Annotated in this window: 11 protein-coding genes; 3 read left to right on the top strand and 8 right to left on the bottom strand. The window is 43.6% G+C overall.

All coding sequences use genetic code 11. The features are described 5' to 3' along the window. Nucleotides 1-218: 218 nt before the first annotated feature. Genes zwf through gnd form a run of 3 tightly spaced genes read left to right on the top strand, consistent with a single transcriptional unit; the run spans nt 219 to nt 3918 of the window. Nucleotides 219-1721 (top strand): glucose-6-phosphate dehydrogenase, encoded by a 1503-nt coding sequence (gene zwf, locus RH45_RS17620; RefSeq protein WP_008079729.1) that lies wholly within the window; start codon nt 219-221, stop codon nt 1719-1721. Then, complete coding sequence (gene pgl, locus RH45_RS17615; RefSeq protein ID WP_008079727.1) at nt 1718-2434, top strand: 6-phosphogluconolactonase; 717 nt, start codon at nt 1718-1720, stop codon at nt 2432-2434. The genes zwf and pgl overlap by 4 nt, the downstream gene beginning before the upstream one ends. 35 nt (nt 2435-2469) lie before the next feature. Continuing rightward, nucleotides 2470-3918 (top strand): decarboxylating NADP(+)-dependent phosphogluconate dehydrogenase, encoded by a 1449-nt coding sequence (gene gnd, locus RH45_RS17610; protein ID WP_008079725.1) that lies wholly within the window; start codon nt 2470-2472, stop codon nt 3916-3918. A 625-nt stretch (nt 3919-4543) separates the two neighbouring features. On the opposite strand, the gene RH45_RS17605 is transcribed toward gnd, so the two are convergent. The 8 genes from RH45_RS17605 to RH45_RS17570 all read right to left on the bottom strand — a co-directional run bounded on the left by RH45_RS17605 (nt 4544) and on the right by RH45_RS17570 (nt 11885). Continuing rightward, complete coding sequence (locus RH45_RS17605) at nt 4544-4987, bottom strand: low molecular weight protein-tyrosine-phosphatase (RefSeq protein ID WP_008079721.1); 444 nt, start codon at nt 4985-4987, stop codon at nt 4544-4546. Then, nucleotides 4980-6377 (bottom strand): O-antigen ligase family protein, encoded by a 1398-nt coding sequence (locus RH45_RS17600; RefSeq protein ID WP_008079719.1) that lies wholly within the window; start codon nt 6375-6377, stop codon nt 4980-4982. Before RH45_RS17600 ends, RH45_RS17605 begins: the two co-directional genes overlap by 8 nt. Nucleotides 6378-6438: 61 nt before the next feature. Then, entirely contained in the window at nt 6439-6918 is a 480-nt protein-coding gene (locus tag RH45_RS22720; protein WP_008079718.1) for a hypothetical protein, read from the bottom strand. A 156-nt stretch (nt 6919-7074) separates the two neighbouring features. Continuing rightward, nucleotides 7075-7740 (bottom strand): hypothetical protein, encoded by a 666-nt coding sequence (locus RH45_RS17590; protein WP_008079716.1) that lies wholly within the window; start codon nt 7738-7740, stop codon nt 7075-7077. Continuing rightward, entirely contained in the window at nt 7721-8473 is a 753-nt protein-coding gene (locus RH45_RS17585) for a WecB/TagA/CpsF family glycosyltransferase (protein ID WP_008079715.1), read from the bottom strand. Before RH45_RS17585 ends, RH45_RS17590 begins: the two co-directional genes overlap by 20 nt. Then, nucleotides 8466-9653, bottom strand: coding sequence for a hypothetical protein (locus RH45_RS17580; protein ID WP_008079713.1), 1188 nt, complete (start codon nt 9651-9653; stop codon nt 8466-8468). Before RH45_RS17580 ends, RH45_RS17585 begins: the two co-directional genes overlap by 8 nt. Then, nucleotides 9637-10824: a glycosyltransferase family 4 protein gene (locus tag RH45_RS17575; RefSeq protein WP_008079712.1), complete on the bottom strand. Its 1188-nt coding sequence runs from the start codon at nt 10822-10824 to the stop codon at nt 9637-9639. The genes RH45_RS17580 and RH45_RS17575 overlap by 17 nt, the downstream gene beginning before the upstream one ends. Further along, nucleotides 10821-11885 carry a glycosyltransferase family 4 protein gene (locus tag RH45_RS17570; RefSeq protein WP_039958881.1) on the bottom strand — a complete coding sequence of 355 codons (1065 nt, stop codon included), beginning with the start codon at nt 11883-11885 and terminating at the stop codon, nt 10821-10823. Before RH45_RS17570 ends, RH45_RS17575 begins: the two co-directional genes overlap by 4 nt.

The following is an 11885-nucleotide window of genomic DNA, read 5'->3' as shown; positions in this document are numbered from 1 at the left end:
AATACTCATAGACAATACGCTGCCGAAATGAGTTTTGACTCAGCAAGTATGCGCACTCAGTTGCTCAACCTGCTTCCTGCTCGCGCAAGCTTGGTTTTACCTATCAAACTAATAGGCAGGACCGATTATAAAATTTGAAGTGTCACTGTTAGCTTTGGTTGCAAGTAAGCGGCCCAACAGGGCACAGAATAACTACCTCGTTTTTAAGGGAAAAGATGATGGTAATACCAGAAAACAGCAGCATCGTTATTTTTGGTGCTTCAGGTGATTTAACTTATCGTAAGTTGATCCCTGCGTTATACCACCTTTATGCGAGTAAGCAGCTTCCGGAAAACTTCGCCATTTTGGGTGTAAGTCGTACTGAATACAGCGATGAGTCTTACCGTGAAAAACTAAAGAATTCGCTTCAGGAGATGGAAAAGACTGAGCCACATACGCTCGATGCCTTCATTAACCACCTCCACTACCAAGCAATCAACACTTCTGATACTGCAGATTACGCTAAACTGGTTACCCGTCTTGACCAAATGTCGGACCAATACGGTTTTGAGCAACGCAATACCCTCTTTTATCTTGCGACTCCCCCTAGTCTCTACAGTGTTATCCCAGCTAGCCTAGCGGCGCATGGATTAAACAGCGAAGACGATGGTTGGAAACGATTGATCATTGAAAAGCCGTTTGGCTACGATCTTGAGTCTGCGCAAAAACTAGATAAAGAGATTCACGAGCACTTCCAAGAGCACCAAATTTATCGCATCGACCACTATCTGGGTAAAGAAACGGTACAGAACCTATTGGTGTTCCGTTTCTCTAACGCGATGTTTGAGCCTCTTTGGAACCGTAACTTCATCGATTATGTTGAAATCACGGGTGCAGAATTCTTGGGTGTGGAAGAACGAGGCGGTTACTACGATGGCTCTGGCGCGGTGCGCGACATGTTCCAAAACCACCTACTTCAGGTTCTTGCCATGGTGGGCATGGAACCACCAGCACAAATCAATGCTGACTCTATGCGTGACGAAGTAGTGAAAGTACTTCAGTGCCTTAAGCCGCTTGAAGAAGACGATCTGCGCAACGATTTGGTTCTAGGCCAATACACAGCGTCAGACGTGCGCGGCCAGCACCTTCTTGGCTACCGAGAAGAGAATGGCGTTGCGGACGACTCTCGCACTGAAACCTACATTGGTTTGAAAGCGCACATCAATAACTGGCGCTGGAACGGCGTGCCATTTTATGTGCGTACTGGTAAACGCCTGCCAACTCGCGTTACAGAAGTAGTTATCCACTTCAAACAAACACCGCACCCAGTATTTGGTCAAAATGCCCCTGAGAACAAGCTGATCATTCGTATTCAGCCAGACGAAGGCATCCAGATGAGCTTCGGCCTTAAAGAGCCGGGCGCTGGCTTCAAAGCTAAAGAAGTGAAAATGAACTTCCACTATGCCGATCTGCAAGAGACTCAGATGCTTACTGCTTACGAGCGCCTATTACTTGACGCGCTTAACGGTGATGCAACTCTGTTTGCTCGCAGCGACGCGGTTGAAGCGTGTTGGAAGTATGTTCAACCGATTCTAGACTTCAAACAAGACCCTCAAGCTCTGTTTGGCTACGCTTGTGGTACTTGGGGCCCGAAAGAAGCAGACGACCTGTTGCAACGTGATAACCGCGCTTGGCGTTTCCCTTGTAAAAACTTAACTGACACGGATTACTGCGAACTATGATCAACCACAAGATTTTTCAAACGGCTGAGCAAGTCGTCGAAAGCCTAGCGAATGACATGAAAGCATTCAGCGAACTTGGCCGCCCGGTGCATATCTCGCTATCTGGTGGTAGCACACCGAAGATGCTTTTCAAACTTTTAGCACAAGCACCATACGCTGAAGGCATTCAGTGGAATAACCTACACTTCTGGTGGGGTGATGAGCGTTGCGTTGCGCCTGACGATGCTGAAAGCAACTACGGCGAAGCAAACGCACTGCTGTTTACAAAAGTAAACCTACCCGCCGAGAACATCCACCGTATTCGTGGTGAAGACGAGCCTAAAGTTGAAGCAGAACGTTTTGCCAAAGAAATGGCTGACGTAATCCCTTCTGAAAACGGTACGCCTGTATTTGATTGGATTCTGTTAGGGGTTGGCGCTGATGGGCATACTGCATCGCTATTCCCGGGTCAAACGAACTATCAAGATGAGAACCTATCCGTGTTGGCCTCTCACCCTGAGTCAGGCCAAATCCGCGTTTCTAAAACCGCGAAAGTGTTAGAAGCCGCCAAACGAATCAGCTACCTAGTGCTTGGTGCCGGAAAAGTTGACATCGTAAATGAAATTCATACCACTCCAGCAAGTGAGTTGCCTTACCCGGCAGCGAAAATCCAGTCTAAAGCTGGTGAAACGGAGTGGTACTTAGATTCAGACGCAGCAGCAAAAATCGCGTAATGCGAGCGTCCAAATAGGAAAATTGGAGAGAAACAATGAAAGGTGATATCGGTGTAATTGGCCTAGCAGTTATGGGTCAAAACCTTATCCTAAACATGAACGACAACGGCTTTAAAGTTGTTGCTCACAACCGTACTGCTGCGAAAGTAGACGAGTTTCTAGAAGGTCCAGCGAAAGGTACAAACATCGTTGGCGCATACTCTCTAGAAGAACTCGTTGAAAAGCTAGAAGCACCACGCAAAGTCATGCTAATGGTACGTGCGGGCGCAGTTGTTGATACATTTATCGACAACCTAATCCCTCTTCTAGACGAAGGTGACATCATTATTGATGGTGGTAACACTAACTACCCTGATACCAACCGTCGCGTTGCACACTGCCGCGAAAAAGGCATCCACTTCATCGGTACTGGTGTTTCTGGTGGTGAAGAAGGTGCACGTTTTGGTCCTTCAATCATGCCAGGTGGCGCAGCTGAGGCTTGGGAAGCGGTTAAGCCAATCTTCCAAGGTATTTCTGCAAAAACTGACGCTGGTGAGCCATGTTGTGACTGGGTTGGTAACGATGGTGCTGGTCACTTCGTTAAGATGGTCCACAACGGCATCGAATACGGCGACATGCAGCTGATCACTGAAGCTTACCAGTTCATGAAAGACGGTCTTGGCATGTCTGCAGACGAGATGCAAGCCGTATTCGCTGACTGGAACAAAACTGAGCTAGACAGCTACCTTGTTGAAATCACTGCTGACATTCTTGGCTACAAAGATGAAGACGGTGAGCCTCTAGTAGAGAAGATCCTAGACACTGCCGGTCAAAAAGGTACGGGTAAATGGACGGGTATCAACGCACTAGACCTAGGTATTCCTCTAACGCTTATCTCAGAGTCTGTATTCTCTCGTTGTCTGTCTGCGCTTAAAGATCAACGTGTTGAAGCGGAATCTCTATTCGGTAAGACAATCACTCCAGTTGAAGGCGACAAGCAAGAGTGGGTTGATGCACTACGTCAAGCTCTACTAGCGTCTAAGATCATCTCTTACGCTCAAGGCTTCATGCTAATGCGCGAAGCATCTAACGAGAACGGTTGGGATCTAAACTACGGTAACGTAGCACTAATGTGGCGTGGTGGTTGTATCATCCGCAGCGCATTCCTAGGTAACATCCGTGATGCATACGAAGCAAACCCAGACATCGCATTCCTAGGTTCTGACGAGTACTTCAAAAACATCCTGCAAAGCAGCCTAGCGGCATGGCGTAAAGTGGCAGCGAAATCGCTAGAGTCTGGCATCCCAATGCCATGTACGATTTCTGCGCTGTCTTTCCTAGACGGTTACACAACTGCTCGTCTACCAGCTAACCTGCTTCAAGCTCAGCGTGACTACTTCGGTGCGCACACTTATGAGCGTACTGATCGTCCTCGTGGTGAGTTCTTCCACACAAACTGGACAGGTACCGGCGGCGACACAGCGTCTACGACTTACGACGTGTAAGAAATCGATTAAAGGAGGAGTACGGTATTTATTAATCCTACCTACTCCTACTATAATTAAGTTGCATATGGAGGATGCTAACCTAGTTAGCATCCTTTATTTTTTGAAACCTAACAAGGAACCGGACGCGATGGCGACGGAAATTGGTGACTAACCTAACCGGGACGGTTAAACACATTGAATTGAGGTTCTTAAGATGACTATTAACAAGTACTTTGTTTTTGTTCCAAATGCCAAAGAGCATAGCACTTCAAAGGACAATAAAGTGGTAACAAATAAGGAAGCTCAACGTCAGGCTTTAGTAAAGCGGGCCCAGCAACAAGGCGGCTTGTGATTGGCTAGGTTTCAAAACAAAAATTAAGCCGGCAGTTGCCGGCTTATTGTTTTTTACGTTATTGATCAGTGAGAGACAACGAAATGGTAACTTCTACCGGCCAATTTACTGCTATCAATGACAAAGAATCCATCCTGCCATTTAACCAGGCTATCACTGTCTGATTGGATAGTCGTCCCTTGGTACTGTGGAAATTGCACCGCTATCGAGTCTTCATCTCAGGCGCTGTGACTTCTTCACTTGCCCACAACAGATTATCAGATAAGTGGCTTTATCAGGTTTAATGAACGATCAACTCAAACGCCTTGCCCAAGCTTCTGTCGCTTTGTGAATACTCTGATATGCAAGCTGGAAAGCACGTTTTTCTTTCTGGTAAGGGTCATCAATTTCACCTTCCCCGCTCCACTGACCCAGCAACAACGTTTTGCTTCGCGATGTTGGGCTTATGCTTGCGACTCGCTCTATCTGATCCTGATCCATCACCAGTATAAGATCGGCATCAACGCACATCTCTTGGGTTAATTGACGCGCTCGATGCTCAGTAATGTCGATGTCGTGCTCTGCGGCAACCTCTATTGAATATATCGCAGCCTTTGAGCCACTTAGCTTGCTCTTTTCTACAACAATACCCGCTGAGTTAACACTTCTAGTAGGTAACAAATTTGAAAGCATGGCTTCTGCAACTGGCGAGCGGCAGATATTCCCCATGCATACGACCAAAATATTGTTAAACAACTGCAGCCTCCTTTGGTCGGTTGACAACTTTGATACTTGCTGAACATCCGACTAACACAAGAACTAGAATGAAGGTGATTGAGTTTGCAGGCGCTTGAAGATTAAAGTCCACTGAGATGTGGATGAGCATACCTATTAACCCGATAAGCCCACCTAAGGCGGTTCCCTTAAGCGTTTTGCTGTTTCTTTGTCGCATCGATTTCACTGCAATGAACATCGCCCACAGCCAGCAAAAGCCCAGTAGTAAAGTGGCTGGGATTCCAACCTCGACCACAAACTGAAGATAATCATTATGAGCATGGTCATAGAATCCAATATTGTACTGGCTATACATAGGAAACACGGTATAGAACGTGCCTGCTCCGGTGCCTGTTACCGCATAATCTCGTACAATTGGTAACGACCATTGAACGACCTCATCTCGCGTTTCTTGTAGCGCAGATGTTTGCTCCAGTCGCTCTTTTACTTTGTCTAAACCGAACACACTACCGACAACGGCGGTATCAACGATAATCAAACTCACGATCAACATCATCAAAGCACGTGGTTTTTGACGATAGAATAACAGCGCGGCAAAAGCGCCAACTGTTGTTGCCAGAAAGAAAGCCGTATTGCCCATCCTAGAACGGGTCATAACAAGTGCAATAACCATTATCACCAGCGCCAAGCGAACAAACATCTTTCTTGATATTAACCCATCGCTCCACCTTTTTAGCCTCTCAGACCAATTGCCCGATGCACTGACATGAAGTTGGGAAACGATCAGACCAATTCCCAGCGCTAGACACAACATCAGGTAATTGGCTAGATGATTCTTATAAACAAAAGAACCCGTCGCAACCCCAGACTCCTTAAAGCCAAACACCAGTGAATGCTCCCAATTTAACAGCACAGCCATGGCGCCGTAGAAGGCTTGAAACGCGCCGCTGAATACGATGACATACAGCACTTGCCTTAGGCGGTGCGTTGTATAAATTAATACCGCCGCATTAAATGCAAATAATGTGTAACTCAAGCCTTTAACCCAAGCCGTTTTGGTCGCATGTGTATCTAGTGAAATCGCCCCAGTACTACTTCCAACCTGCAAATAGAGTTCAGCTGCACTTGGTGAAATCTGCTCTAACGTGGGGATACTTAATGGGATGAGCTGGAATCCTACCCAGATTTGGAATACGCCCAATGGGATCAATAGCCACGAAAACCGCCACACCCTAGCGAAAGGGAAAGGTGTCTTTGTTATAACGTAGCTAGCGATAAGCAATAATGATTGAATGGCTATCCAAGCTTCAGCGATCGACCATGCCCAAACTCGATTGGATGCAAGTGGTATAGGTAACCAAATGATCAGGCCCAGCAACAAATAAAAACTCAATTTTTCCAAACGAGCCATAATACTTCCATGAAAAAAGCCCAGTTAAGGGCTTATATCTTAGTGTGGTTACGTCAGACAGTTAGCTGCCAGAAACAGCCCTTGGCTGCGGAGCAGGTACATCAGGAATTGAAGGAATACCTGCCGCCGTTGCTTGCGCTATTTGAGTCGGGTCCGCACCCGCCTGAATTGCTGCCGCTGTAATAATTTCATTAGAAATGTTTGCAGCCTGAGCAACTTGTACAACCTCAGCAGTTGCACTTGGTGCAGCCGCCATCGCAGAGCTCACTACCACATCCGCAGACGCTGGAGCCGCTTTAATTGCAGCGCTCACTACATCAGCAGCCGCTTCTGGGTTCGCTTTGACAACCGCTTCAACAACACTCGCGACCATTTCTGGATACTGAGCAATCAGTTGAGCAACGAGCTCTTCCGCTGAGAGATTAGAACTCGCAATAACTTCTGCTAATTGCGAAGCACTAATTTCTTGCGCTAAAGTGACCGGGCTAGTTACAACAGATAAGCCCAGAGCAGCACTTAACGCTAATGCCTTTAACTTCATAAACATCCTTATATAGTTTTGAGTTTAAGGGGAAGCAGTCCAGATAAATAATCCAGACCAATGAAATGCTAACAAATAAACCGTTTGCATGATAATTATTTTTATTCTGTCTCAATTTAGATACAATTAACACCTTATCTCGTAAGCAAGCCTTTCTTATTTACAATAACGATTATTGACATTATTAAAATTTAAAAGACTACACGCTCTCGTCTTCTTTTCTTGATCACGAAATAGGTACTTCCACTCATAGGTAATTTGATAATTTTGTGAATTCAACAAATACCGAGTCGCCTGGATCTTTTCATCGAGTGACAGCTCTGGCCAGTAGGATAAATAGTAGTCAAGACTGTAGAGTGCAATACGTGTATCGAATGGTGCAAGCTGTTGAGCTTTAGACAAATTACTTCTAACAGCACCATTTCCATCCCCTTCTAGCCAAGACTCCCTGGCAAGCTGAGCAAACTGGTGAGCCGATGTCGGGCGTATCGCGTTAGCTCGATGTAATCGTTGCTCAATCAAATTTTGGTTCACGTGATAGCCATCATAATTTCCCATCCAACGTTCAGTTTGAGCCAGATAAAGTAAATATTGAGGATTATCTATAGACCATTTTTCGACACCGGAAACTTGATCCTGAAGAGCATTTACCGCGTCCTGTGTAATGTTATCTTGATGCTTAGCGACCAATTGTTCTAAGGAAACAAAATATAAGTTGCCCATCGCATTTTTAAATGCAAAGGAAATAACAAAAACTGAGCTTACAGCAATGAGCATCAATAAGGTGCTTGAAGTAACTTTGTTAAGAAGACTTAAATGCATCACGTTTCTTTGTCTTTTCTTGTAGTAACAGCCATGCGTAACTGGTATTTGTTGTCGCATAACGCTTCCACATGCGGCCGGGTTCCTGTACGACTCGGTAAAACCACTCTAAACCGGAGTTCTGCATCCAAACTGGAGCACGTTCCACCTTCCCCGCCACCACATCAAAAGTGCCTCCTACTCCCATGACAAAATTCACACCTAATTGAGATTTCCAGCGATTAATAAAATTCTCTTTCTTTGGTGAAGTAATCGCGACAAATAGCATCTTGGCACCTGATTCACGGATTTTATCCACCACCGACTGTTCATCATCCCAAAAATATCCATGATGAGCCCCAACAATGTTTAGGTCAGGGTGCAAGCTTTGCATCTTTGCCGCGGTTTCAGCCACCACTTCTTCGGTCGCTCCTAGGTAAAACACAGGTAATGCTTCTTGCTCAGCCATTTTGTTTAGTTCCATAAACAAATCTACGCCAGCCACACGTTCAGAAACGTCATGACCGACAAAGCGAGCTCCCCACACAACACCCATTCCATCAATATTGATAATGTCACACTCTGTAACTGACTGCGCCAGTTCAGGGTCTTTCTTCATATTGACTAACTTAGCAACATTAACGACGACATGCTGGGTAAACTTTCCGTCTAAAATACGATTTTTGATATAATCCACGGTTTCACCCATAGATGCGATATCCATTGGTGAATCAAGAAATTTAATTCTATTCATCATTTTCCCTATTTAATGAATACAAACTTAACGAGTAATACATCCAGGCTTGAGTCCAGCGCATGTAATTAATCGAGTTAGTGTGTGATTTCGTTTTTTGGTAAACAAACTGGCCTTTAACTTCTAGATAGAGCTCTGATATCGCTTTATTGATCACATTCTCCAACAACTCTTTGTCGGTAAGACTCTCGCCTAATTTGCTTATCGTTATTATCGCTTGTGAAACGGAGTGCGGGTCCAATGGGTATTTATTATTATGGTAATACTTTGCTGTGCCATCCGCTTCGAACAGGTTCTGTTTGTAGAATTCGTAACCTGAAGAAATTGAAGAATCAAACTCGCTAATTCCTAAACTTTCTCGAATTAAGTTCAAAGCTTCTAAGTTATAGCCAGTATGAAACCCATCGATAAACTGATGATGACTTCTTGTACCATAAACCCAAGAACCGTCGTTGTTCTGCGCGTCAACTGATTGTCTAGCAACCTTAATTGCTAGCTCAGCATATTTCTTGTTGTTCTTTTCTGCTGCAACAACAGAGACCCAAGCCGCAGCCCATAAACTAGCATTATGTACAAAAGCTTTCTCACCGGGAATGTATGCAAAAAACTCGTTTTTCTCATCCTTTGTATACAAAGTTTCCACGATAAAGTCGGCTGAATTGAACGCAGCCTCCTTGTACTTTTCTGCTTTTTCAAAATCCAGCCCTTCTAACAGCCCAGACAACTGATATAAAGCTTGCGCAACGTATATAGTAGAGATCACATTAGGCTTACCTTTTGGCACAAAAAAAGCTCGTGCCTTCCAGTCAAAGTGATACCCCCAACAACTGTGGTTCCACATTTTCTTTTCGCACTGATTGTCAATGAGCCAATCTGCGAGAGCGACCGCTTCTTCAATAGAATGATTGGTTCCCTTCAATTTGAACTCTTGTATTAGGCCCAATATAAATAACGCGATCCCTTTAGGGTTGCGTTTTTTAGGAACTCCAAAGAATGGTCGAAAATTTAAGCGAGAACGCTTAAAAAACTGAGTCCACGCGAGACCAAACAGCCCGTTTTTTAAAAAAGGGAAAAAATCAAAAACTTTACTATTTAACCCATCAAATGGATCTTCTCCTGCAAAGTTTTCTGCTTTCGATTTAAGGTAAATCTGTTCCGTAACCTTAGATACAGGACTCATATATTCTAGCCATCCTTTTTGCTCTCACATTCCAGTCATACATTGACTCAGCGCGTTTTCTTGCACCTATACTCAACGTTTCAATGAGATTAGAATCCAAATAAAACCTTTGTATGGTATCAGCTAAATCTTCGACCAAAGATTCAGGATTACTGACATCAACTAAACGACCACAACTATTGTTAACGCTCTCGGCTGGGCCACCTACATTTGCAGCTATTATAGGTAAGCCTTTAGATAGAGCCTCGACAACCACAGTCCCTCCGGCTTCAGCCAAACTAGGGAAACAAAACACATGAGAGCTCTCGTAAAGTTTATTCACTTCATTCTTGGAAACAAAGCCTTTAAATATTACCGATTCTGTTAAATTATTGGCAGCGACAAAGCGATAGCAGTCTTTCTCGTACTGAGTTTCCCCTCTATCTCCAGCTACAACCAATTCGATATCTTTCTTAACATTTTTATCCAGCTTAGATATCGCTTTAAGCAAGTAAATTAGACCTTTATAAGGAACGACTCTACCAACATAAATAAGTCGAAGCTTACTATCCCCACGAGACCTTTTTACAAACTGAAAAGTATTAATGTCTACGCCAACGTCTAGAAAAGGCTGAAACTTATGATGAAATCGTTCTGGTAAAATGTTTTCTAAATAGCTACCAGCGACCAAGATTTTAGAAGCCCTTTCGTAAGTATTTACCAAAGATTTGTCATGTTTTAGCCTCAATGCGTCTATACTTCTCATTTTGAGGAACAGCTCTTCGCTACCTTCTACTTCATTTCTAAAAGCCATGGGAACTCTTAGCCCTCCAGCAATAGGACCCAATACAAAGTTGTTGGCATACTTACTGAGCGAAACTGGATAACGAGGTGCGACTGGTGAGACATGATGAAGAACATCGTAGTTGCGCACAATGTTTCTTAGCTCTACAGAGCTTTTATAGTTGTAGTAAAAGTAATCAAGCTTAACCGCCTGATTTATTCTCTGTAAAACACCTCTTTTAAGATTAAACCTCCTAGAAGGTTGATAAGTAATTGAACCCTCGTTTTTGTCTGATGAAACAACATCGACATCACAATACTCCGAAAGTGATTGGTGCCACTTAGCGGCCAAATAACCTTCCGAAACACCATTCAAGTCGAACTGAAATGCGTTTAAAAGCACCTTCATGATAACTTCCACAGTGAAATAAATGTTTTCTCCATTGCACCTCTTGAATATCGCAATGAATTTGTAAATGATGATCTGGAAAGCTCGGGATAAAGATGGCTTTCAGAAACAAGTGCTCTCATTACTTTCGAGATACTGTGAGAGTCCTGAGGTTCAATTAGAAAACCATTGCTGCCATCTGAAATTATTTTTTCCAGAGAACCAACTTTTGTTGCTACTACAGGCAACCCAAAAGACTGAGCTTCCAAAACAGAGTATGGGAAAGCTTCTTCGTACGAAGGAAGGATAAAGAAATCTGCTGATCTATATACCGCTGTCTTATCATCGCCTTGCACGAAACCGGTAAACTCGACGCGCTCATCTAAACCTAGTTTAAGAACCCTTGATCTAACATCGTTTAAATCCGGACCAGACCCAGCGATTAAAAGTTTAATATTTATATCTGATAAACTGTGAACAGCATCGAGCAGTTCGTAGATACCCTTCTTCTTATCCACTCTTGCTAGAAATAAAAATGTAGGGACAGTATTAATATTTTTATCTTCAACTTCTGGCTCGTAATCCAGAAAATTCGATACCAGTTCTGACTCACAGCCAATATATCTCTTGACAGAATTCATTTGGTTGTCTGTCAATACTAAAAGCTTGCTAGATTCCGAGAGCAACTTCTTCATAAGAGAATTAAACAATCTAAACTTTAATATAGAAGCACGTTCTGGTTCTCCACCATGAAACTGCACGAAGTATTTCTTTCCCTTTAGAATCAAAATGGAAATAAAAATTCCATCTCTAACAAGGCTACGGTTATCGAATGTAGAGTTAATATGAAAAACATCATACTCCTTACAGTTTACAAACAGCCATACTGCGACTCTAATCAATCGAAAAACTTTCTTATAAAAATATTCATTATCATGATTACCACCCGAACTAGCCAAGCTTGACACGGATACTTTCTCATGTTCACCAAATAAATTAACAATATTCTTTACGTGAGTAACTTGTCCACCACACAGAGATTCATCGTTAATATCTGGACCGAAAAACAATACATTTATCAT

The organism is Vibrio sinaloensis DSM 21326 (genome assembly GCF_000189275.1).
GTDB classification, from domain to species: domain Bacteria; phylum Pseudomonadota; class Gammaproteobacteria; order Enterobacterales; family Vibrionaceae; genus Vibrio; species Vibrio sinaloensis.
This window is presented reverse-complemented; position numbering and strand designations above follow the sequence as displayed.

Bases quoted from the DNA above. Each gene is read 5' to 3' on its own strand.
- RH45_RS17580 (WP_008079713.1), bottom strand. From the start codon at position 9,653: ATGAGTCCTGTATCTAAGGTTACGGAACAGATTTACCTTAAATCGAAA.
- RH45_RS17570 (WP_039958881.1), bottom strand. From the start codon at position 11,885: ATGATAAATGTATTGTTTTTCGGTCCAGATATTAACGATGAATCTCTG.
- RH45_RS22720 (WP_008079718.1), bottom strand. From the start codon at position 6,918: ATGAAGTTAAAGGCATTAGCGTTAAGTGCTGCTCTGGGCTTATCTGTT.
- zwf (WP_008079729.1), top strand. From the start codon at position 219: ATGGTAATACCAGAAAACAGCAGCATCGTTATTTTTGGTGCTTCAGGT.
- RH45_RS17590 (WP_008079716.1), bottom strand. From the start codon at position 7,740: ATGCATTTAAGTCTTCTTAACAAAGTTACTTCAAGCACCTTATTGATG.
- RH45_RS17600 (WP_008079719.1), bottom strand. From the start codon at position 6,377: ATGGCTCGTTTGGAAAAATTGAGTTTTTATTTGTTGCTGGGCCTGATC.
- RH45_RS17575 (WP_008079712.1), bottom strand. From the start codon at position 10,824: ATGAAGGTGCTTTTAAACGCATTTCAGTTCGACTTGAATGGTGTTTCG.
- pgl (WP_008079727.1), top strand. From the start codon at position 1,718: ATGATCAACCACAAGATTTTTCAAACGGCTGAGCAAGTCGTCGAAAGC.
- RH45_RS17585 (WP_008079715.1), bottom strand. From the start codon at position 8,473: ATGAATAGAATTAAATTTCTTGATTCACCAATGGATATCGCATCTATG.
- gnd (WP_008079725.1), top strand. From the start codon at position 2,470: ATGAAAGGTGATATCGGTGTAATTGGCCTAGCAGTTATGGGTCAAAAC.